Here is a 24,088-nt window from a genome sequence, read left to right as displayed (position 1 = left end):
AATTTAAGGGGGAAAAGAAATGAATTATAGAACTAAAAAATGCCCTTACTGCACTAAGGACATTCCGGTAGATGCTAAAATTTGTCCTCGTTGTGGAATGAAACAGAAAAGATCCTTTAACTTTAGTAACTTTAGAATTATTTTATCCATAATACCTATAGGTATATCGGTGTTTTTTGCTTTATCAAATATGGGTGTTTTTCATGGAAAGTCAGCAAACATTAGTAACAGTTATAATTATGATAATAATAAAAATTATGACAACACCGATAAAGTTCAAAATAGAAAATTTACTATGGAAAAATTCATGAAAATAAAAATGGGAATGACTTATGATCAGGTACAGAAGATACTTGGTGAGGGAGATGAAGAATCGTCTTCTGGAAATTTTAGTGATAGAAGAGCTGATTATAAGTGGGAAAATTCTGATGAAACAGGTATATATATAAGTTTCTTAAATAATAAAGTAATAGATAAATCGCAAGTTGATTTGGAATCAAAAAATGCAAAGGTAACAAAAAGTATGTATGATAAATTAAAAACCAATATGACTTATAATGAAGTTAAATCAATACTTGGTGAAGGTGAATTAAGCTATAAATCTAAGGAAGAAGATTACAGTACTGAAACTTATATATGGACAAATGAAGACGAAAATTATTTGAATGTTAACTTTATAGATGGAAAATTAGAATCCAAAAGGCAATATGGTTTAAAGTAGGAGTTATAAAACACACTGACTTATTATTAACATGGGAACAGCGAGCACTTTTGGCTCGCTGTTGTCATTTAGCAGCATTCCCAATGGAAGATATTTCTAATTCTGCTTTGGTTTATTTGTATCTAGCAGTAAATGATGCAAGATAAAGATAATGAATGCGGCAAGCAGTGAATTGAGAAATCCGCCCATATTGATTCTAGGTACAAAGTGATCTGCAATCATAATAGTCCAGGCATTTACTATAAAGGTTAATAACCCTAAGGTAAGGATACTGAAGGGCAGTGTAATTAATAGCAAAAATGGCTTCAACAATAAATTGACAATTAGCAGGACCAATCCCATAATCAGCAATGGAGTGATACCTTCAATATGAATTGTATCAATTACTATTGATAATAAGTAAATGGTCAATATAATTGACAAATATTTCAATGATATTTTTGTCATAATTACCTCCTATGGATAAATTTCACTTGATTTTTATTGATATGTTGACTTTATCAGTGGTTACGTCTACAAGTTCATAGGGTTCAAAATCTGTTAATGAATCAAACAGATCTATGATGGTTTGTACAAGCTCTTTGATAGTATAAACAGTGAAGGAGGATGAAGACGAATTATGCCTTCTTGATACAAACAAGCATACAAATTTCAATAAATCCAAGCTGCAATCGAGCAATTCATGAAAGATATAAAAGGGAACAGGAAAGGAAAAATGAAGATGCTTATTTTTCCCCATCTGCAATTTCAGCCATATTATACGAAAGCTTTTATTCCACATATATTTTTACCTTGATCACGGCTTTGTGTTCTTCATCCCATGCTTCTACATCGACAATATTTGGATCATCCAAGGTGCCATTTAATATTTCTTCAATAATTTTAGCAAAATCAATGCTTGTGATGTCAATACCTTTGCCTTCCATTTCCTTTCGGGCATCCGCTGGTACCATAGTAGTCATTTTGCTTGCTATTTCACCAATGGTGGTTAACAAGCGTATAGGAATATTAACTTTAACATTCACTGTATTATTGTCAGAGGTAACCTTTACTTTAAAAAACTTATAATTTGGTTTGTTTGCAGTCAGAGATTTAGAGGTTTCCATTGCTTCAGCTTCCTTATCAGTATTGAGGGCTTCTAAAAGGTCCATACCTTCAACAGCTGTGATTTGACCTTTTTCAATCATTTCCAATATTTTTTGTTGTTCACTCATTTTTAACACTCCCATAAATTAATTATAGATTTTTAATTTTTTCAGTTGCCTCTTTGGCAGTGATTTCACCTTTTGATAATTGGTCTAGAATTTCCATTTTGGCTGCTTCTTTTAAATCTTTATCCTTAACAGTATCTTTAGCAGGAATTTCTAGTCCTAGAGCTTTTATAACTACATCTAACTTACCACGGACGGTAGGATAAGAGATTCCAAGCTCTTTTTCCACGTCTTTAATGCTGCCTCGGCATTTGATAAATACCTTTATAAAATCAAGATCTTCTTCAGGGAGACGACAAAATTCACAAGGTTGGAAGTCTCCTTGTATAGAAGTTGAGCATTTTGGACAGCTAAGTTTGGTAATGGAAAGTTTTTCACCACATACGGGACATTTGCCCGGGGCTTTGTATTTCATTGTATTCACCTTCCTAATGTATTATTATGGTTTTAATATACACTTGGGAATTAATAAAGTCAATATATAAATTAATATTATTAATTTGTATATTAATTAATTTAATTTTTATATTAATAATATTAATAATATTAATAATATTAATTAGTAAGATACTCATTGGTAAGAAAGAAGTGCTTTCTATTAAAAAGGCACTCCATCTCCTAGCAAAGTGGGAGATAACGGCTGCTATATCCCTGGATAACGATTTATTTGTTCAGGTTTCCTATTCAGTAGGCCTGATGGATTAAAAGAAAATATTGAATCAAGAATTTCAAGGAATGCTTTTTATCTAATTAAGATGGCAGTCATAGACATGAAAAATAACTTAAAGCTCTTGAAATCAAGGGCTTTAAGTCATTACTATATACACTCTAACAAATTAGTTAACAGTAATCCCATTGGCAGCTGTTTAGCGAATAAAGAAAGAAGATCTGAATTCATTATTGATTTCAGAAATTTCTTTTTCACCGTCAATATATGGCTGATACATTTCAAAAGGATCTTGTGATCCGTATATGCCGCATGCAGAACAGTTTTCACAGCCGCCTCCGCCACAGTTAAGTGAATCTCTGATAATTTTTTCTCTCTGTTCTCTTGTAGTATTCTTAATTAAAAACTTATCCATAATAAATTCTCCTCCCCATCTGATATTTATATTTAGTTGTATAATATGTGCATCTCTTACTTTAATTATAACTTTAATTGGGGAAATAATCCATAAAATCATTGATGTTACTTGATTTCCTATCTTAAAAAGTCTTATAAACAAATTTAGTTATATCAATGCTTACCTGCCTGTTATATTAGTGCAATTGAGTATCAAGAAAATATATCAAAATATTCAACCAGTTTTTCTTATTTATTGTTTATTATATATATTTTAATCCATACTAAATAAGCTTCCATAATTTTATGAAGATAAAAGCCTGATATTCAATCATTAAACTGTATTAAATGTAATTTGATTAAAAATAATTTTTTAAAGTTGTAAATATTTTTGCACGGATTTTCATTGTCTAATCGTATTAAGTATAGAAGGGAGTAAAAATGAAGCCTACATCTCTTGATATCAATAAGGAAATTGAAGTTGCACTAAAAAAATACTCTGATATGGTTTATCGAATATGTTTTTTATATCTACATAACAGTACAGAGGTTGATGATGTATTTCAGGAAGTATTCTTAAAGCTATTGCAAAATAAAACTAAAACTACTTTTGAAAGTGCTGAACATGAAAAAGCATGGATAATAAGAGTCACAATCAATAAGTGTAAGGATGTATTAAAAAGCTTTTGGAAAAAGAATATTGATTCTATTGAAAATATGGAATTACCATTTGAAGATAAAGCTGAAAATGAACTTATCCAGGTGGTTTTATCACTTCCAGAAAAGTACAAGAATGTTATCTACTTATATTACTATGAGGATTATACTGTGCCTGAAATCGCAAAGATGTTAAAGAAAAATGAAAATACTATATACTCTAACTTACGCAGAGCAAAGGCACTTATTAAAAAAAAATTAGGGGGTAAGGAACATGATTACTCGTTTTAAATCTGCGTTAAATCAAATTAAAGCTGAAGACGCCTTAATAAATAAAACTGAAGTGTATCTAAAAGATTCACTGACAAAGAATCGGAATTCTAAAACTAATAAATTTATAAAGTGGAGGCTATTGCTTATAAAGAAGAGATTAGCAATAGCTACTTGTTGTTTGCTAGTTATATTAACTATTGGGGGAGGTAGCGGAGTATATGGTTATTACCAAACACCAGTATCATATCTTAGCTTAGACATTAATCCAAGTGTGGAATTAGGAATTAACACATTTGGGAGAATAGTAAAAGTTCAGGGATACAATAATGACGGTAACAAAATATTAAATGGAATAAATGTGAAAGGTTCTAATGTTACAACGGCTGTTGATACATTGATTACATCTGCTGTTAAAAATGGATACATAGCTAAGGATGGTTCAACAGTTATTTTTCTTACATCTGAAACAGATGATAAAAATATTGCAACTAACCTTGAAACTGAGGCAGAAACAGGAGTAAACGAAGCTTTAACAAGTAGTGGGGAAAAAGCAGAGGTTTTAAAGGATAACGTTGCATTAGCCCGCAGGGTTGAAGCAAGAAATTTAGGAATTACACCAGGGAAGCTTAACCTTATTCAAAAGTTACAAAAAGTAGACAAAGAGGCAACAGTAGGCCAATATAAGGACGCAACAGTTAAAGATATAATGAAAAGCATACAAAATAATACTGATAAAGGTGCTGCAAATAATAGTGATAAAGGTACCGTAAATAATACTGATAACAGCACTGTAAATAATAGTGATAAAAGCACCATAAATGATACTAATGAGGATACTGTGAATAATAAAGACGAAGGTGTCGTAAACAATAAAGGCACTGTAGAAAGTAAAAAACAAACTATAGATAAAGGTAATACAGTCAATACCACAAAATCACTTAAAAATGATAATGTAAATAAAAATGATAAAGGTACTGTAAAAGACAAAAAACAAACTATAAATAAAAGTAACACAGTTAATACTACGAAGCCAGTTAAAAATGATAATGTAGATAAAGGCAACGGTAATAGTAATAAAGGTAAAGATAGTAGTAATAAAGGTAATGACAAGGATAATAATGGTCATGGAAAAGGTAAATAATTAGATAAAGTTAAAAGTGAAATAAAGTATATTTTGTAATTTTCTGAAATTGTGCATGATGGGTTAATAATTTAAAAAGGTCGTGATTAGTACGAAAATAATATCTAACAAAGAACATGTACTTATTAAACCAATATTTCCTATGGAAAGATTAGAAGTTCCCAATGATGCTGGATACAATTCTGTGAAATACGATATTCATATAGATGAATATGATGTAGCCATAGAAGTAAAATGTAGCAGAAACAGTATAACAGGAAGAACTTTTGGGGAGGAATTTGGTTCGGAGATTTATCATTATCAAACACAAAATGTATATGACAAAGATAAGATAATAAAAAATATTGATGCATCTATAAAATCATATACTAAGAATGGTAATTATTTTAATAAAAATGTTGATGCAATTGTAATTCATCAGAAACAAGCTGAAGGCATAAACCAGATTTCTAGTAAACAGGTACAAGCATCAAAAAAGAACTCTTATGGTAATATATTGGATACATTTGCATAATTAAAAGGAGAAAACCATAACTAAAAGACTTAAGAAATTGTTTCATATAAATTCGAGTATGTTCTAATATACAGGCATATTTTTTATCAATTGAAAATTTAAATATTTAATAATAAATTTTCAATGGAGGACCATGCTCGTTTTGAATATATTGTCTTTATGCCAAGCTTCCTGGATTCTTTTTTTATGTGCTCACATAATCTATGATTCACAAAATCAATGAAAACTATTACAAGCTCAGCATTTTGAGGTATATCAATACATTTATGATTATTTTTTCTTCCGCTTATATGCTTTATAACACAAAAACCTTTGTTGCATAAATGGCAATTTATCATTTCAATATTATCTCCTCCGACAATCATAATTCCCATAGAAATTCCCTCCTTATTCATACTATTAATACTAGTATACTATGTTTATTGCTATTCCTCAATACTAATTTCTATTTTTGTAGTTATAGATATATACAATAAAACTTTTTGGATATAAAACTAGTAATAAAAAATATTTCATTGGCAAAGCTAAAGTAGTACTTTTCAGGATAGTCCAACAGCTTTTAAGCAATCATTTTAAATACATACCTAAAACAGATGAGATTTACCTTCTGGTAAATCTCATCTCATTTTTTTATTTCTATGACATCTGAGGTCGTAACAGAAAATAGAAGTTTATGTTTGCTACAAAAATATATTGATACGTTAGTTACCTGTATTTCCAGTAGATCCTCCAGTTGATGATTTTACATCTGTATTTCCAGTAGATTCTCCTGATGATGATTTTACATCTGTATTTCCAGTAGATTTTTCAGTTGATGATTTTGTACTTGTATTTTCAATAGATCCTCCAGTTGATGCATTTGTACTTTTATTTTCAGTAGATCCTCCAGTTGATGCATTTGTACTTTTATTTTCAGTAGATTCTCCAGTTGATGTATTTGTACTTTTATTTTCAGTAGATCCTCCAGTTAATGCATTTGTATTTTTATTTTCAGTAGATCCTCCAGTTGATGCATTTGTACTTTTATTTTCAGTAGATCCTCCAGTTGATGTATTTGCATCTGTATTTTCAGCTGATCCTCTAGTTGATGCATTTGTACTTTTATTTTCACTTGTTCTTCCTGCCGATCCTTTTACATCATTGGACTGCTGGGGAACGATAGTATTTCCAATAGGAGTTTGTGCATTAGTATACGTTCTTTTGAAATAAGATTTTCCTAAAACTCCAATAATCATAACTAAAATAATTGATGCAATAATTATCATTGCCTTTTTATTCTTATTAGATTGCTTATTTTCATGGAGCGCTTTTCTATTTTCTTTATTTATTGTTTTCTCAGCATCTGAGGGCTTATTCATAACTGTTGTAAAATTATCTTTTTTATTAGGAGCTATTACTTTGGATTTTTTCATTATCTTCAAGATTACCTGCTTTATATCTTTTGGTATATTAAACAATAAAGATAGAATACCATTTTGTCCCGCAGAGTCTATCCTCTTAAAATTTTCAGGTGATCTAATTACAATAACAGGCTTATCATGTACTGCATATTGATTTTCCACATATAATGTAGCTGAAAACTTATCACTTTTACTTAAAAAAGGTATATAGAAATCTAAAATGTTATCCTTTATTGAAGAATCAAATTTTAAACCTTTTGTTATTTTAGCATCTGTACTCTTTAAGTTAGATTGTGAACTTTGTATGTTTAAAGTTAACTCATGAATTGTTTTATTTGATACGTTGATAATAGTAATAATGTATGCAAAAATCTTTTTGCCATTCATCTCCATAGGTATACCTTTTCCTAAATTACATAATATTCTAGGTGCTAAATTTTTATAATAATCTAACAGTAATCCAGATATAAATGATATTGCTATAGTTATAATCGCAGTTTTAATAATATTTATCATGGTAATTTTCGCTTCCTTATTTTTTTACTATTTTTTTCCGGCTACGTAATTAAATTATAAAGTAGATAGATATTTGTGTCAAACTTAAAAATTAATAATATATTGAGAAGGGTTATTCAAGCGTCTAGGTAAGCCTTTTAATTTTCTTTATTTTTTTATAAATGTTAATAGTGGAGTAGGAAAAATCATATTCATTTTATAGAGGATATAAATAATTGAAGATCTAGTGAGAGGTATTATATGATCAATAAGTTTTTTTATAAATTAATTAATTATTATTACCAAATAAAACGGAGAGATTTTCCAGAGGCATCTGGCACATTTATTCAACCAGACATGGTAATGGGCTGGGATGATTTAAAATGGCAGCGGGAACTTTACTATTTAAAAGAAGTTAAGATGAAATATATTGTCATAAATACTTTCATTGTCCAAAATGAAAAAGTTAAAAGAGTATATAAGACTTCAATAGAAAATGAAAGCAGAATAGGGTCATGGGATATAGTAGATATGTGTTTAAAAAATTGTGAAAAAGCTGGATTTAAAGTATTCCTGGGAATTGACTATAACATTATGTGGTGGAAAATAGGACCTAGAAAACCGGAATGGCTATATAATCAAATGAGAAAATCAAACCTTATAGTAGGGGAATTATATAAAAAATATCATGAAAAATATAAAAATGCTTTTTATGGATGGTACTGGGTATACGAAGTTGATAATCTCAATTTTAAATATAAAAAGGATTTTAAAACTTTGGCCAATGCGGTTAATATAAATTTAAACTATATGGACAATAATAATTCAAGGCTGCCAATTATGATATCACCTTTTATGAACTCAAAATATTCAATCACGCAGACTTATGCATATAATTGGAAGCATTTTTTTAAACTAACTAATTTAAAAAAGGGAGATATTTTCTGCCCTCAGGATTCGGTAGGTGGAGGTGGACTTGATATAACTGAGGTAAGAGACTGGTTTGCCGCTCTTAGTAAAGTGGTAAAGTCGAAAAAAGGACTTTTATTTTGGTCCAACGTGGAAACCTTTAATCATAATAATTGGTCAAGTGCTCCTATAAAGAGATTTATAAAGCAGATGAGACTTGAAAACCCGTTTGTAGATGATATGATAACTTTTGCATATAGTCATTATTATAGTCCAATTAATATAAATAATGGTTTTCACAGGGCTTATAAAAGATATTTGTACCAGCATGAAATTTATAATAGAAAACCTGATGCACCCAAGTGGGCTAAAATTAGTAAGGTGAGCAATGGAGATTTGATTCAATGGGAAACAGCTGACAATGCAGCGGGATACAAATTGTATTGTAATGGAAAAGTAATTTATTCTCCATGGGTTCAGAGAAAGTATGGTGGAGATAAAGAAAAATTATTAGGAGAATTCATATATAGAAATAGTTCAAAAAAATCAAAATATGAGATACAAACCGTGGATTTTTGGGGAAATGTATCAAGAAAATCACAGTTAAGATGAATAATAATTTCACCCTGTGGTAATACTGACTTTTAATAAAATTTATTTTGGGGGTTGATTAAGTGATATATTTTGTGGTATCTTATTAACATAAAGATTATAATTATTATTATGTAATAATTAATATTCATAATACTATAAGGTATAGAAGGAGTGATTGAAATGAGTAAAATTGTCTTGGTGGGTGCAAATCATGCTGGAACTGCTGCAGCTAACACTATTTTGGATAACTATAATGGAAATGAATTGGTGATTTTTGATAGAAACAGTAATATTAGCTATTTGGGATGTGGTACTGCTTTATATGTTGGAAAGCAGATAGATGATACTGCAGGCCTATTTTATTGTTCTCCAGAAATATTTGCTTCTAAAAAAGCGGTGGTACATATGGAAGCAGAAATAAAAAATGTGGATTTTGAAGAGAAAAAAGTTTATGCTGTAGATAAAAATGGGGCAGAAATAGTTGAAAGTTATGATAAATTAATTTTAGCAACTGGTTCACTTCCTATCATTCCTAAAATTCCTGGGGTTGATTTAGAAAATGTAGAAAACGTAAAATTATTTCAGGATGGTCAAAAAATTGATAAATTGCTTCAAGATGATTCTATTAAAAATGTGGCAGTTGTGGGAGCAGGATATATTGGTGTTGAAATTGCAGAAGCAATTAAACGTCGTAATAAAAATCCTCTATTATTTGATGTAGCAGATACTAGCCTTTCAAGTTATTATGATGAATGGTTCAGTCATGATATGGATGAAATTTTAAAAAACAATGGAGTAGAATTACATTACGGTGAAATGGTTAAGGAAATCAAAGGTGATACCAAAGTAACAGGTATTGTCACTGATAAAGGTGAGTATGACGTAGACTTGGTAATTATTTGTATTGGTTTTTATCCAAATAGCCAGATTGGTAAAGATAAAATTGATACCATTGCAAATGGAGCTTATAAAGTAAATCTTAATCAAGAGACAAGCGTTAAAGATGTATATGCCATTGGCGATTGTGCTACTGTTTATAGTAATGTGATGAAAGAAAGTAATTATATTGCCTTGGCAACTAATGCAGTACGTAGCGGTGTAGTAGCAGGACACAATGCTTGTGGTACACCTATTGAGTCTGCAGGCGTACAGGGTTCAAATGGAATATGTATATTTGGATATAAGATGGTGTCTACAGGTCTGAATTTAAAAGCTGCTAAAAAATCAGGATTTGATCCAGTTTATACACAATATGAGGATTTACAAAAACCAGCTTTTATTAAGGAAGAAAATGCAAAGGTAAAAATTCGTATTATCTATGATAAGGAATCTCGTAGAGTATTAGGTACAGAGATGGCTTCATATTATGATATTTCTATGGGTATTCATATGTTTTCCTTAGCTATCGAAGAAGGAGTTACTATTGACAAGTTGAAACTTTTGGATATATTCTTCTTACCTCATTTCAATCAACCTTATAACTATATAACTATGGCGGCATTGAGTGCTAAGTAATTTTTATATAACTAGAAAACTGTCCTTTACATAAGGGCAGTTTTCTTTTAGGTTATCATTAAATAATTATTAAATTCTAATTTACATTAAAGACAATAGCTTTTTACGCAATTCAGAATCTATTGCGTAAATATACATACCTTTTCTTGCCCTAGTCATTAGTACATTAATAGAGTTTAAAATGATTTTGCACTTAGCATTTGGTGAAGAATCTATTTTAGAACTGCCCATATAGGCAGCATTATCTTCATATCTATTGGGATTAATAACTAGTTCATCTTCTTCAGGATCATATGAGATAGATGGTCCTAGAATAATACCTGCATAGTTTAAATCAAAGCCTTGAATGGTATAAACCGATCCAACTTCTTCGATAGTATCTGGCCGTTCTGCCCAAGGCTTTTGATCCTGAGGTTTGCTTCTATCCCATCTTAATTTAAATGTATCAGTGGTAACGTAATAATCTTCACCATCAAGCTTATAGGGAAAATCATAGGTTGCCAGCATTCTGCATAAACCGTATTTAGTATTTTGCTCCTTAATCAATTCATACATTTCATTGGCATCAGCAAAAATTCTAAAATCAAATGCTTGCTTTTCTGGCAATGGTTTTAACTTTCCACGGGAGAATCGATCAATCCATTCATAAATATCATGATTAGCTTGTACACGAAATTGAGTAGTTAACTGATAACTCTCACTGGGTACAGCCTCTAAAAATTGCTTCATTTTTTTGCTTTTCCAATAACTCTTAAATTTCAAGACCTGCTGTTCATCGAATACTAAAATCACAATGTAACTACGCTTAATAATTTCCTCTAATTGATTATCTTGTTTAAAATTATTATAAGGATCTTTTTTAGTCAAAAGTAAATGAGCCTCATCAATTAAAACAATATCAGCCTTTGAATTATTTTTTGTCATTCGATTAATAAAGGTTGTAGGACGTTCAAAATTTTTCTTTAATAAATTAGGTGTTTCACTAGCAATTTCTTTATATAGTTTCAGCATTTCTGGATGATTTACCAATAAATAATTATCAGTGTGATACAAATCATTTGAGGGATCATTTTTGGAAATGTTCTGTAAACTATTGAATATGGAACTTAACAATAGGCTTTTTCCAGTTCCAGCAGCACCGTTAATTAAAAAAATGGCATGTTCATCTTTACGATGCGTATAGCAGAAATTAAATATATACTCTTTTAGTTTTTCTTGTTCTTCTGTTAATTTTTTATAAGGATCTAACTTGTACAGTGAATTATTCAATATATTATTTTCCTCAATATCTTTCATCAATTAGTCCACCTTTTCTATACAAGAAATCTTAATAAATATTATATATTAAAAAAATATAGTTTCATGTCAAAATTTCCTGTTAAAATTCATTATACTATTATATTTCACATCTTCAATCATATTAACATTTACTATGGCATTTGATTTTTTATAATTTTCACAGCTTATAAGCATATCGTATAATCTTATCATTGATAATTAGTATTTCAAAGGTGTGTTTAGAAAAAGTTAAAAGTTTTCAAGGATATGATATGGTATAATTTATAACACAGTTAATTGTAATAATATTATAAAAGGGAGTATTTAATATGAGTATTAATACCAATACGGTAATAGCAGTTTTTATTGCACTGATTTTATTTTATGTTTTTGTAAAAATAGTAGCATCTATAGGTAAATTTATTGTATTAATAGTTTTAGTAGGAGTAATCCTATTTGGTATTCAAAGTTTAGGAATATATAATGTTCCAGTTGTAAATAAAATTTATCCACAAGTAGCTAAAACAATTCCATATAAACAGATATGGTCTAAAACTTCAGCATATAAAGATGATTTTAATAAGGCTATGAAGATTAAAGATGATTTAAAATAAAAATTGATGGTATAGATAGAGGAAAATGTCGTAACCTTACAGTGGAGGAAGTGGAAGAATTAAAAAAAATTGGTCACCAGATCATGAAAAAAGTACATAGATTTTACTTTTGTAAACCTATGTACTTTTTCAATATAATTTGATGAAGAAACTTCAATAAAAATGGGCATATTAGTCAAAAAAGATTAAATAATACTTTTGATATAAGAATAATTTACTCAAGATCTGTTACTTATAATTAAATAAAAAATATACTATAATAAAGCAAGAGATGTAATTATTTAATCTCAAACAAAAAGGAGGGAAATCCAATGAATGAAAAGCAAATGAATCAAATGCATACAGGTAAAGGATTTATTGCCGCACTAGATCAAAGTGGTGGTAGCACTCCAAAGGCATTACTACAATATGGTATTCCAGAAAGCAGTTATTCTAATGATGAAGAGATGTTTGATTTAGTACATGAAATGAGAAAACGCATCATAAAGAGTTCTGCATTTACTTCAGAGTACATTTTGGGTGCTATTTTATTTGAAAATACAATGTATCGTACCATTGACGGTCAATATACTGCTGATTATCTTTGGGAGAAAAAGAATATTGTACCTTTTTTAAAGGTGGATAAAGGACTTACTGAACTTGAAGATGGTGTTCAGATTATGAAACCAATAACTGGTTTGAAGGACCTTTTAAAGAAAGCTGTAGAAAAAAATATTTTTGGAACAAAAATGCGCTCAGTTATTAAAGAAGCCAATCCTTACGGAATTAAAAAAGTGGTGGAGCAGCAATTCGAAATTGGTAAACAAATAGCTAAGGCTGGTCTAATTCCAATCATTGAACCAGAGGTTGATATTCATAGCACTGATAAAAAAGAATCAGAAAAGTTTCTAAAACTTGAGATTTCAAAACAATTATCAAGCCTTGATAAGGAAACAAAAGTGATGCTTAAACTCTCAATACCAACAGAGGATAATTTCTATAGTGATTTGATGAATGATCCACATGTTGTAAGAGTGGTAGCTTTGTCTGGAGGGTATAGTCAAGCGGAAGCAAATAAAAAGCTAGCATGTAATCATGGATTAATCGCTAGTTTCTCACGAGCTTTATCTCAAGGATTAACTGCCGGGCAAACCGAGGAAGAATTTGATGCGACGATATTGAACTCAATTAAGGAAATCTATGAAGCATCAATCAAATAAATTTCTATCATTAGCATCATTTACACCATATTGGCAAGTAGTGTCTGTGTATGCACATAAGCCAGTTTTGTATTTAAAATGCCACCGATTTTATCGGTGGTATCCTAAATACAAAACAAAAGCTCGTCGCAATCCTTCAACTAGTCATTCATATCCAGTAGTAGGGAAGTGTTCTAAAGATTTTAGATAATGTTAATTATAGGATTTACTTTATAAGAATACTAAATAATTTGGTTACTATAGGTGCAAATATTACAATAAATATACCTGCAACACCCATAGATAAACTACTCATAGCACCTTCTACTTCACCCATTTCTATGGCTTTTGAGGTTCCAATTGCATGAGCTGTTGTACCCATAGCAACTCCTTTTGCTATGGGATCTTCAATTTTTAAAATCTTAAATACTACTGGATATACTACAATACCAATAGTTCCAGTGACCATAATAGCAAACATTGTTATTGCAGGAATTCCACCGATTTGTTCTGAAATAGCTATACCTATTGGTACGGTGACAGATTTTGGTATCATAGATAGAGTTAATTGTTTTGGAACAAGTAATAGGTGACATAATAATACTATGGAGCACATTCCACTTAAAGATCCTGCTGTTATTCCTACTATTATTGGAACTACATTTTCCTTTAAAAGTTGTAACTTTTTATATAGTGGTACGGCTAATATAACTGTAGCTGGAGTCAAGAAGAAGCTAATTAAATTTCCACCTTTATTGTATGTATCAACGCTTATATTTAGCAATTTGATTATAATTATTACCAATACTATAGCAATAATTATAGGATTAAATAATGGAAACTTAGTCTTCTTGTATATAACACAACCTAATTCAAAAGCTATTAATGAGATCATAACAGAAAAAATAGGAGAGCTAATTATTTCACTCACTTAAAACCATCTCCCTTTAGTATGATATTTCATAATGAGAATATCTTAAAATAATCCCATCTTTGATTGCAATGATTGCAATTTAGCAAGTTAAAAGCATGGTAATTAAAAATTTCATATATTTATACTCCTCTAATATAAAAATTATTAATACTAGTACATAAGTTAATGATATAATATTTGCAAATTAATTTATATTAAATAATGAATGAATTACATCAGATAAGGCTATACTTTGAATGAATATAGCCTTAAATTACTTCATTTTGAAAGAGAGAACTAAAATGATAGGTGTAGATAAGTGGTTACTCTTATTTTCAATTACTACATTAACAGGTGGGGTCTTGGGCGGATTGATTATTGGATTTGAAGTTGTTTATCGGGCTTTCCAAGATGATTTCGAGGAAGTATATGGTTTAATATCAAGTGATTTAAATGTCAATAATCTTACAATGTTAAAAAAGGCAAGTTAGTTTCTAAGTGTAAAAGAACTGGTTGAATATCATTTAGCTGATAATGAAATGATAGAGCTAAAAAATCTATTAGCATTATTAGGGAATATAGTAAAAAGCTCGAATTGTAAGATTTCTTCTCAGGCATATATGAAAAACCCTTGGGTGATGTTAACAAATTGTGAACACAATTTGTTTTGCTATTGATGGCAAATAAATAATGCAAAAATCGTCATAGATAAATTTCTATGGCGATTTTTTATAATAAATAGTTTAAAGGATATAAGATAAACTTAAATATGTTATTTTAAATGGCCTGGAGCTGATAAATTTGAAAGCGTCTTAGAGAAAGAATTAGCATGTAAGTTAGCTAATGGATCATTTATTCTAGCAGATACAGCTTTTGTGTTAAGTCCTCTAAATTCTGCCTTTAAAAGTCGTACAGCTGAATCTTTTCCTTTAGATTTAGATCCTTTAGAAGTAAAGTGTAGTTTTACTAAATCTGTGTAGTCTTTACTAGTTGTTATGGTACCGCCATTTTCCTTAGTAAATACTAATTTTAATGTACCGTTTTTATCATCCTTTGAAATCTGTTTAAGACCAGGCTGTAAGTAATCAATATTATTCAATGAATACTGATTTGAGTCATATTTTACAGTCGTCTCAAAAGTATTTGCCTTTGTAATGTTATTCATGGAAACTGTATAATTTGCAGACTTATTGTTTCCTGGTAAAGTGTCAGTTTGATCTTCTGTAATTTTTGCAATAGTTGGTTTTTCAATACCAAAGGTATCAATAATATAAGGTTGTGCATTGTTTTTATTCTGATCTATTTCATAAGAAATGACAGAAAGCTTATCTTTATCTATTGAAATACTTTCAAAGTTTTGTATTTGGGAACGCTTAGGCCTTGTACTATCAGCAGGATCTTGGCCATAAATAGCAGCGTGGTTTTCTTCAGCACGATCAAATAGGGAATAATAACTAGGATCTATTTTAGTATTTTTGTAGTAAACCTTTGGACCAGCAGTTGCAGGAATCAGATAAATAGTACCGTCTGGGTTTACTTGATATTGAGTTTTCTGACCCTTATTGTTTTCTGTAATTAAATCTTCTGAAGCTGCAGTACCATCTGCTTTTATTGGCTTACTTCTTGCATAGATATGATCATGACCTTGAAGAACTAAATCTACTCCAAGCTGTGCCATAAGAGGTGCAACAGTTTTTCTTGATCCATTTACAGGATCATTTATATCACTATCAGTAGCATGATTTGATGTAGTGTAAGGTCCCTTGTGCATATCAACAATGATCCACTGTGAACCGTTAGCACGTGCTTTTTGAATATCAGCTTTCATCCAATCAAGTTGAGCCTTGGAAAGGTCATTTACTTTAGTGTTTTCATTATTATTGAGCATTACAAAATGTGCATTGCTGTAATCATAAGAATAATAAACACCTGTAGTAGTATCGGAGCCTGGTGCGGCAGAAAGATTAAAATGATCTACAAAAGCACCGGATTTGTTGTCATGATTTCCTGCTATAGGAGCTATAGTAGTATTTAGAAAGCCCTGTCCTATATTATTGAAAAGCCAATCCCATTCGTATTCTATACTTCCGTCATCAACTATATCACCGTTAAGTGCAAGGAATTTTGAATTTGGCACTGTATTAAGGGCTTTTTTAAAGGTTGAAGCGGCAAGAAGAGCTTCATCATAATCTTTAGCCTGTGGATCTGCTAAATCAAGAAAAGTAAAGGCACCGCTTTCCTGAGCAGTTTGGAAGGTAGAAGTAGCACCCCAAAGACCTATGGAAGCATCACCAACACGATAGTAGTAGGTCGTATTTGCTTTAAGTCCTGTAGCTGTGGCTTTGTGCACATATTCTGGTTTTGAAGTTGTGGTATTAGCTGGTGGCGTAGCTGAAGTGTTGTTACTTGGAACAGCTGTAGTTCCTGTGAAAGACTTACCTTTTGCAAAATTGGCAGTGTCTGAGGTTTTTTCAACTATTTGTAGATCACTGTTAATTGATGCTTTTGAGGTATACCAGGTAAAACCTTTAGTAGTTTTTGTGTCACCATCAAAGGTAACCATAGTTTTAGTAACTGTACCAACTGAGGCAGATGGGTCAACAACAGGTGTTATGCTAGTGTCTGCAGCAAAAGCAACAGTGTTTAAACCAATAACTGAAGTTGATATAGTGCTTACTGCGATAACGAGACTTAAGACTTTTTTGTTAAAATATTTCATGTTTTATCCCCCTGAATTCTATATTTTAACTTTATATTAACAGATTAAAATTCTTCTAATAAGGTATTTTATGTAAAATTATGTAAACTCTATGTAAAATCCATGGCTAGTAGCAAAAAATAACTTCCAGTTATTTCTATAACCTCTGGGTCGTAACAATTATAATTTACCACCTAATTAGTTATGTGGTATCATCTTATATATAATTAAGACGCACTATGAATAGATTTGGAGGAATTTATAATGACTGGAAAAACACATGCGGCAGTAGGAAGTTGTTCAGCTGCTTTTATATTAGTACCTAATAATATAGATTCTTTTAGGGGAGTATTTAAATAGAAATAGTTGTAATGATAAAATTAAAATCATAGCTCCTGTAACTGCTTGATAATAAATTGGAGAATCGAGAATAACTGCATCAGCCTTTGCAGTTTTTTCAAGAATTGGTGTTAAATATATCTGTAGTATTCATTTCAACAAATGTTTCCACAAACTCTGTAAAATTTTCTTCTTAAAGTTTTAATTTTATAATGCTGCACTTTTTGAGGGATTGCTATTTGTTTAAACCAATTTTGAATATTGAAAGCCATTAATAGTTATAATTTTATTTGATAAAATCTTTTTTTTCATATACTATATTACTATTATAAATATATACATGATAATTTAATATGAAAAATATAATATTAAATTATTCGAAGATAAATGAGGAGATGTTAAAGTGCAGCAATATTTTCTTGGCTTTGATGCTGGAACCCAAAGCGTAAAAGTTGCAATATATGATGGAGATATGAATTGTATAGCTGAATCAGTGAACCAAACCACCCTAAAATATCCTCATATTGGTTGGGTAGAAATGGATGCTGACGAATATTTATATCTTACTAAAAAAGGTATGAGGGAGTGTGCTGTTCAGCTAAAGGATAAACAAATACCCATAAGTTCAGTTAAATCTATTATGGGTGATGGTATTATATGTGGAATTGTTGGCATAGATGAGAGTGGAAAGGCTATTACACCATACATTAATTATTTAGATTCTAGAACTCAGGATGATGTTGAAGTCATTAACAATTTAAATTTATCAATATGGCAAAACGAAACAGGCAATGCTGATTCTAGCTGTATGTTTCCAGCCATGCATGCAAGATGGATTTTAGCCAATGATGAAAAATTTAAAGCAAGAGGGAAAAAGTTTGTACACAATGCTCCATATATTTTATCTAGACTTGCAGGGTTAAGTAGTGAAGATGCTTTTATTGATTGGGGAACTATGTCTGGTTGGGGACTTGGATATCGTGTTTATGACAAGCAGTGGTCAGATGAACAGCTTGATATTCTTGGGATAGATAAAAGTTATTTTCCTAAGATTGTAAAGCCTTGGAATATTATTGGAAGTTTATCAAAAGAAGCTGCTGAAGAAACAGGTTTTGATGAGGGGATTCCTATCTGTGCCGGTGCTGGTGACACTATGCAATCTATGCTTGGAAACGGAATATTTGAAGCAAATAGGGCTGTTGATGTTGCAGGAACTTGTGCCATGTTTTGTGTTTCTACAAATGGAATTATACCAGAGCTCAGTAGAAGAGGAAGTGGTCTTATTTTCAACTCTGGAACTTTAGAAGATACATATTTTTACTGGGGATTTGTAAGAACTGGTGGATTGGCCTTACGTTGGTTTAAAGACAATATTTGTAAGAAGTCAGATGATGATGCATATTATGAAAAATTAAGCAGAGAAGCGAAAAAAGTTCCCAAGGGATGCAATGGTGTATTTTTCTTACCTTATTTAACTGATACCTATGGAGAGTATTCAAATCTTAAGGGCAGCTTTATAAATATGACCTTAGACACAGACCAATACGTTTTGTGGAGATCGATTTTGGAGTCAATTGCTTATGAATATTTGAATATTACTGATATTTATAGAAATGCAGGCATTGATATTAATATGATTACAGTAACTGAAGGTGGAAGTAAAGATGATTTATGGAATCAAATTAAGGCAGATGTAATAGGTAGTAAAGTTAGAACACTTCAGGTGTCAAAAGGGGCAGTGCTAACAAACTGTATTATCGGGTCTTATGCAGTAGGTAATATTGAAAATTTAAAAATAGCATTAAGTAGTAATGCGAAAGTTGCTAATAAGTATATACCTAATTTAGATAACACTAAATTTTATAAGAGGCAATATAAAATTCAAAAAGACATTTTAAAAACAATAACATAATTAATTACAAATACCAAAGGGATGTAATTAATTATGTTATAATTTTAGTATTAAGGAGTGGGCAATTTCATGAGAAAACCGAAAAAAATCTATAGTATGATCCGTATTATTACGGTAGGAATAGCTGTTTTAGCTCAGATATTTTTGCTTGCTTTTCTTGTAATCAATTTAAGACAAAAATCAGTTTATTTATATTTTGTGGTTGAGATTTTTGGATTGATTGGAGTACTGATTCTGGTAAATAAAAAAAGTAATTCTACTTACGTCATTGCGTGGATTACTATTATTATTTTATTACCGGTATTTGGGTATTTACTTTATATTTTATGGGGGCAAAGTGGTACACAGGCGTTGCGAAGTAAAAAAATCAGAAGGATTTTATCAAATAGAAGGATATGGCTTAAAAGAGATTCTCAAATTCAATTGGAATTTCAGCAATATTATCCAATTAGGAAAAGGATTTCGGAATATTTAGAAAAAGAAGGATTTCCTTTATATAATCATACTGAAAGTAAGTATTATGAATTGGGAGAATTGCAGTTTAAAGATATGATTGAAGACATGAAAAATGCAAAGAAATTTATTTTCCTTGAATATTTTATTGTTTCAGAGGGAAAACTTTGGAATCATATATATGAAATACTTAAAGTAAAGGCTGCACAAGGCGTTGAGGTTAGGCTTTTATATGATGATTTTGGAAGCATTATGACAGCACCAAATAATATAGTTAAAGAATTGAGAAGTAAAAATATAAAGGCTATTCCCTTTAATCAGTTACATAAAAATATTTATAGACTCTATATTAATTATAGAAATCATCAGAAAATAGCAATTATAGATGGTAATATTGGATATACTGGAGGAACTAACCTTGCTGATGAATATGCTAATTTGTATAACAAGTATGGACATTGGAAAGATACTGCTATTAGGATAAAGGGAGATGCGGTCTGGAGCCTTACTGTAACATTTCTTCAGATGTGGGAAACTGAAAGTAAAATAAAAGAAAATTATTTAAAATATGAACCCACTGTAAAAATAATTGGAGACGGATTTTATCAACCTTTTAGTGATGGCCCAGTTAACAATCCTCATAATCCAGCAGAAGTTATGTATCGACAAGTAATTTATAATGCAAAGGAATATGTTTATATAACTACTCCTTATTTAGTTATTGATGATTCAATGATGGATGCATTATGTTTGACAGCCATGGGTGGAGTAGATGTTAGAATTGTTACCCCTAGAATATGGGATAAATGGTATGTACATATGGTGACACGTTCAAATTACGGAAAACTTATAAAAGCTGGAGTGAGAATTTATGAATACAATCCAGGATATATACATGCAAAAACTATTATTAGTGATGATGATAATGCGATAACAGGTAGTATAAATATGGATTACCGCAGTTTTAATCTTCATTTTGAAAATGGTGTTTGGATATGTGGAGCTTCGGTATTAAAGGATATGAAAAAAGATATAATGGAAACTTTTGAAGTTGGTAAGGAAATGAGTTTTAATGAATGGAAACATAGACCTTGGTACATTAAAGTTCTTCAAGCTCTTCTCAGGTTATTCGCACCACTTCTTTAGATTTTACTGCTGATTAAAAATAAAAGGTAGTAGCTAGAGGCCATGAACAATAAAAAACTTGGTGGCAGCTGTTAATATAGAAATTATATTTCTATATTGGAATAATTGAAGAATAATAAACTTCAATTCGGCAAGTGATTTTTTAAATACATAAATTACTTGCTTTTTAATTCTAACCGAATTTAAGTCTAAATTTATTTATAATATACCTTAGGCACATTCAAATAAATAACTAGTCAGTATGCTAGTCTATTTTGAATCCAACCACGTCAACAGAACCCTCAGATAGCTCACTATCTGAAGAACCTATTTCCTTGTAGGCTTCAAAATATACGTCGCATCTTTGACTTACTATTTATTTTCATATGCCTTAAATGATTTACCAACATTTACAATACTTATATCTAATCTATCTGTTAATTGTTTAAGGTTTCTAAGATCATTTATATACTTAATATTGTTCTTATTAAGTAAAAATTCTATTATTGCTATTATATCCTTCTTTTGATCAGAATTCAGAGTGAGCTTATTGTTTAGACATTCCCTATTTATGTATGTTAAAGTAGTCCATATCTGCTCTTCGGATATACTATTTATATCCATTAGAACCCAGGTGAAATCTTTCCTTCTAGTGTTTTCAGGATAGGCCTTTTTAAAAAATTCTATAAAGTGATTCACTGGCTTTGGATCCTTTTCTTTAACATATTTTCCAAGCTGTGTTTTTAGCTTATTCTTTAGATACATCATTGTATTTGGTTTTATTGAACCCTTTAATTGTTCTATGTGATTATAAATATAATTATATGTATCTTTAATCTTCTCCTCATTTATAGTTCCCTTTTTAAGCACCGCTGTTATATCAATGTATTCTAGAATGTTCTTCTTAGAATTAAGTTCTCTATTATATAGTCTTTCCCAAATTTCAGATGCAGTTAATTGTTCAAATTCGGTGTTATTTAATAATACGTCTTTATTCATATATTCTCCTTATTTCTTTTTAAATTTCTTAATTCTTATATTGTATCACAATTTTTATAATTACTTTCTAAAATAAATAAAATTGAGTTAAAACTATGATTAATTTATAATAATCTATATAATCAATTTATAGAGGTGCAAATATGAATAAGTCAATTGGAATATTAGCTCATGTAGACGCTGGAAAGACTACCTTCGCGGAGCAAGTACTGTATCATACAAAGAGTATTAAAAGTAGAGGAAGAGTTGACCATAAAAGTTCTTTTTTAGATAGTCATAATATAGAGAAAGAAAGAGGAATTACAGTATTTTCAGATGAGGGTATTTTTAATTATAAATCTTCAACTTATTATTTAGTGGATACTCCAGGACATGCAGATTTTTCACCAGAAATGGAGAGAGCCATTAGAATAATGGATTATGCCATTGTTATAATAAGTGGAGTAGAAGGGATCCAGGGACAGACGGAATTAGTTTGGGAACTGCTTAGAAAGTATGGCATACCCACATTTTTCTTTATTAATAAAATGGATAGAGAGGGTGCAAGTGCTCAGGATGTACTTGAAGAAATTTCTTTGAATTTAACTAAAGATGTATGTTTTATAACAGAAGCCCTTAGTAAGGGTGAAATGAGCTCTGAGCTTATAGAGTTTATTGCAGAAAGAGATGAAGTACTTTTTGAAAGATATTTAGAAGATGGCTATGAGAAAAATCTATGGATAAATTCTATGAAGAATATGATTAAAGAAAATAAAATCTTTCCCTGTCTAAGTGGTTCAGCACTAATAGATGTTGGTATAGAAAGCTTTTTAGAAGTATTGGATTTATTAACTTTTACAGAATACAGTGATAAAGAAGAATTTAGTGGACTAGTATATAAAATACGTCATGACGAGCAGGGAAATAGATTGACCTTTATAAAGGCACTAAGTGGAACTTTAAGAGTTAGAGAAGAAATACCGGAAAAAGTAAGTCAAATAAGAATTTATAATGGAAATAAGTTTAAAGCTGTAGATAAGGTTTTTGCAGGGGAGCTTTTTGCAGTGACAGGCCTATCAAGTGCAGCTATAGGCGATGGAGTTGGTTCATTAAAAGAAAAAATTTATTATGAAATGATTCCAACGCTAAAATCAAAAGTTATATTTGATGACGCCATAAATGCAAAAGATGTTTTAAGTTATTTTAAGCTTTTGGAATCAGAAGATCCTGCTTTAAATATAAATTGGGATGAAAGACTTTATGAAATACAGGTTCATATTATGGGAACCATTCAGCTAGAAGTTTTAAAGCAGCTAGTAGAAGAAAGATTTAATCTATCGGTAGACTTTGGCCCTTGTGAAATACTTTATAAAGAAACTATTCTAACAGAGGCAAAAGGATATGGACATTTTGAACCATTACGACATTATGCAGAAGTACATCTTAAATTAGAGCCTGCAGAGAGAAATAGTGGAATTATATTTAATAGTGTATGTCATACCGATGATTTAACTATTGGAAATCAAAATTTGGTTTGTACACATATTTATGAAAGGGAGCATCATGGTATATTAACAGGTTCTCCTATAACCGATTTAAAGATTACTTTAATCACTGGAAGAGCACATAATAAACATACCAGTGGAGGAGATTTTAGAGAAGCCACCTTTAGAGCTTTGAGACAGGGGCTTGAAAATACAAAAAATGTGCTGATTGAACCCTATTATCGATTTAAAATGGAAGCAGATATAGATTATATGGGAAGGATTTTATCTGATATACAAAAATTAAAGGGTTCTTTTGAAGCTCCACAAACCTCTCTCAATAAGGTTATTATAATAGGAAGGGGCCCTGTGGCTACCTTTATGAATTATGGGATAGAATTTACCGCAATAACAAAAGGTAAGGGAAAAATAAACTTTATTTTTGATGGATATGATATCTGTCACAATGAGGAAGAGGTAATAAAGAAAATAGGATATAATAAGAATGCTGACATTGATTATACATCCACCTCTATTTTTTGCTCAAAAGGACAAGCATTTCTGGTCAGTGGAGATGAGGCAAAGGGGTATATGCACTGTTTATAGTAATCTGGAAATAGGAA

At 30.4% G+C, this 24,088-nt stretch carries 22 protein-coding genes; 12 read left to right on the top strand and 10 right to left on the bottom strand.

The window, feature by feature from the left end; translation table 11 throughout:
- The first annotated feature begins 19 nt into the window (after positions 1–19).
- A complete protein-coding gene (locus RH99_RS00850; RefSeq protein WP_010233106.1) occupies positions 20–721 on the top strand; it encodes a DUF3862 domain-containing protein in 702 nt (233 codons plus the stop codon).
- Positions 722–817: 96 nt separating this feature from the next.
- On the opposite strand, the gene RH99_RS00845 is transcribed toward RH99_RS00850, so the two are convergent.
- The 4 genes from RH99_RS00845 to RH99_RS00830 all read right to left on the bottom strand — a co-directional run bounded on the left by RH99_RS00845 (position 818) and on the right by RH99_RS00830 (position 3,014).
- Positions 818–1,168: a phage holin family protein gene (locus RH99_RS00845; RefSeq protein WP_010233104.1), complete on the bottom strand. Its 351-nt coding sequence runs from the start codon at positions 1,166–1,168 to the stop codon at positions 818–820.
- Positions 1,169–1,491: 323 nt separating this feature from the next.
- Positions 1,492–1,935, bottom strand: coding sequence for an SHOCT-like domain-containing protein (locus tag RH99_RS00840; protein WP_010233102.1), 444 nt, complete (start codon positions 1,933–1,935; stop codon positions 1,492–1,494).
- Positions 1,936–1,957: 22 nt separating this feature from the next.
- Complete coding sequence (locus RH99_RS00835) at positions 1,958–2,347, bottom strand: DUF2089 domain-containing protein (RefSeq protein WP_010233100.1); 390 nt, start codon at positions 2,345–2,347, stop codon at positions 1,958–1,960.
- Positions 2,348–2,798: 451 nt separating this feature from the next.
- Complete coding sequence (locus RH99_RS00830) at positions 2,799–3,014, bottom strand: hypothetical protein (RefSeq protein WP_026038352.1); 216 nt, start codon at positions 3,012–3,014, stop codon at positions 2,799–2,801.
- A gap of 422 nt (positions 3,015–3,436) precedes the next feature.
- Between RH99_RS00830 and RH99_RS00825 the strand changes: the two genes are divergently transcribed.
- The 3 genes from RH99_RS00825 (at position 3,437) to RH99_RS00815 (ending at position 5,580) form a co-directional block, all read left to right on the top strand.
- Positions 3,437–3,943, top strand: a complete 507-nt coding sequence (locus RH99_RS00825; protein WP_010233096.1) for an RNA polymerase sigma factor — start codon at positions 3,437–3,439, stop codon at positions 3,941–3,943.
- A complete protein-coding gene (locus tag RH99_RS00820) occupies positions 3,927–5,066 on the top strand; it encodes an anti-sigma-I factor RsgI family protein (RefSeq protein WP_010233093.1) in 1,140 nt (379 codons plus the stop codon). Before RH99_RS00825 ends, RH99_RS00820 begins: the two co-directional genes overlap by 17 nt.
- An 82-nt stretch (positions 5,067–5,148) precedes the next feature.
- Positions 5,149–5,580 (top strand): PD-(D/E)XK nuclease domain-containing protein, encoded by a 432-nt coding sequence (locus RH99_RS00815; RefSeq protein ID WP_010233091.1) that lies wholly within the window; start codon positions 5,149–5,151, stop codon positions 5,578–5,580.
- A gap of 98 nt (positions 5,581–5,678) precedes the next feature.
- Here the strand turns inward: RH99_RS00815 and RH99_RS00810 are convergent, their stop codons facing one another.
- Both RH99_RS00810 and RH99_RS00805 read right to left on the bottom strand, forming a co-directional pair.
- Complete coding sequence (locus tag RH99_RS00810) at positions 5,679–5,954, bottom strand: DUF2325 domain-containing protein (protein WP_010233089.1); 276 nt, start codon at positions 5,952–5,954, stop codon at positions 5,679–5,681.
- 327 nt (positions 5,955–6,281) lie between these two features.
- Complete coding sequence (locus RH99_RS00805; RefSeq protein ID WP_010233087.1) at positions 6,282–7,496, bottom strand: membrane protein; 1,215 nt, start codon at positions 7,494–7,496, stop codon at positions 6,282–6,284.
- Positions 7,497–7,736: 240 nt separating this feature from the next.
- On the opposite strand from RH99_RS00805, the gene RH99_RS00800 reads away from it, so the two are divergent.
- Positions 7,737–8,996, top strand: coding sequence for a DUF4434 domain-containing protein (locus tag RH99_RS00800; protein ID WP_010233084.1), 1,260 nt, complete (start codon positions 7,737–7,739; stop codon positions 8,994–8,996).
- Between the two features lie 162 nt (positions 8,997–9,158).
- Entirely contained in the window at positions 9,159–10,493 is a 1,335-nt protein-coding gene (gene nox, locus RH99_RS00795; protein ID WP_010233081.1) for a H2O-forming NADH oxidase, read from the top strand.
- An 81-nt stretch (positions 10,494–10,574) separates the two neighbouring features.
- Here the strand turns inward: nox and RH99_RS00790 are convergent, their stop codons facing one another.
- Positions 10,575–11,789 carry a DUF2075 domain-containing protein gene (locus RH99_RS00790; RefSeq protein ID WP_010233078.1) on the bottom strand — a complete coding sequence of 405 codons (1,215 nt, stop codon included), beginning with the start codon at positions 11,787–11,789 and terminating at the stop codon, positions 10,575–10,577.
- A 311-nt stretch (positions 11,790–12,100) separates the two neighbouring features.
- Between RH99_RS00790 and RH99_RS00785 the strand changes: the two genes are divergently transcribed.
- Positions 12,101–12,385, top strand: a complete 285-nt coding sequence (locus tag RH99_RS00785; RefSeq protein WP_010233075.1) for a hypothetical protein — start codon at positions 12,101–12,103, stop codon at positions 12,383–12,385.
- A 311-nt stretch (positions 12,386–12,696) separates the two neighbouring features.
- Positions 12,697–13,584, top strand: coding sequence for a fructose bisphosphate aldolase (locus RH99_RS00780; RefSeq protein ID WP_010233072.1), 888 nt, complete (start codon positions 12,697–12,699; stop codon positions 13,582–13,584).
- A gap of 205 nt (positions 13,585–13,789) precedes the next feature.
- Here the strand turns inward: RH99_RS00780 and RH99_RS00775 are convergent, their stop codons facing one another.
- The gene (locus tag RH99_RS00775) at positions 13,790–14,494 is read right to left on the bottom strand and encodes an LrgB family protein (protein WP_010233070.1); all 705 of its coding nucleotides are present in this window, start codon (positions 14,492–14,494) and stop codon (positions 13,790–13,792) included.
- A gap of 284 nt (positions 14,495–14,778) precedes the next feature.
- Between RH99_RS00775 and RH99_RS00770 the strand changes: the two genes are divergently transcribed.
- Entirely contained in the window at positions 14,779–14,967 is a 189-nt protein-coding gene (locus RH99_RS00770) for a hypothetical protein (RefSeq protein ID WP_010233068.1), read from the top strand.
- 281 nt (positions 14,968–15,248) lie between these two features.
- Here RH99_RS00770 and RH99_RS00765 read toward each other — a convergent pair whose 3' ends face one another.
- Positions 15,249–17,195 (bottom strand): purple acid phosphatase family protein, encoded by a 1,947-nt coding sequence (locus tag RH99_RS00765; protein WP_010233066.1) that lies wholly within the window; start codon positions 17,193–17,195, stop codon positions 15,249–15,251.
- 721 nt (positions 17,196–17,916) lie between these two features.
- On the opposite strand from RH99_RS00765, the gene RH99_RS00760 reads away from it, so the two are divergent.
- Both RH99_RS00760 and cls read left to right on the top strand, forming a co-directional pair.
- Complete coding sequence (locus tag RH99_RS00760) at positions 17,917–19,425, top strand: FGGY-family carbohydrate kinase (RefSeq protein WP_010233064.1); 1,509 nt, start codon at positions 17,917–17,919, stop codon at positions 19,423–19,425.
- A 69-nt stretch (positions 19,426–19,494) separates the two neighbouring features.
- On the top strand, positions 19,495–21,024 hold the full coding sequence (cls, locus tag RH99_RS00755; RefSeq protein WP_010233062.1) for a cardiolipin synthase: 1,530 nt from the start codon (positions 19,495–19,497) through the stop codon (positions 21,022–21,024).
- Between the two features lie 351 nt (positions 21,025–21,375).
- On the opposite strand, the gene RH99_RS00750 is transcribed toward cls, so the two are convergent.
- A complete protein-coding gene (locus RH99_RS00750) occupies positions 21,376–22,002 on the bottom strand; it encodes a hypothetical protein (protein WP_010233060.1) in 627 nt (208 codons plus the stop codon).
- Positions 22,003–22,145: 143 nt separating this feature from the next.
- Here RH99_RS00750 and RH99_RS00745 point away from each other — a divergent pair, with 143 nt between their 5' ends.
- Positions 22,146–24,071, top strand: a complete 1,926-nt coding sequence (locus RH99_RS00745; RefSeq protein WP_010233058.1) for a GTP-binding protein — start codon at positions 22,146–22,148, stop codon at positions 24,069–24,071.
- Positions 24,072–24,088: the final 17 nt, after the last annotated feature.

The organism is Clostridium arbusti SL206 (assembly GCF_000246895.1).
In the GTDB taxonomy this organism is placed as follows: domain Bacteria; phylum Bacillota; class Clostridia; order Clostridiales; family Clostridiaceae; genus Clostridium_I; species Clostridium_I arbusti.
This window is presented reverse-complemented; position numbering and strand designations above follow the sequence as displayed.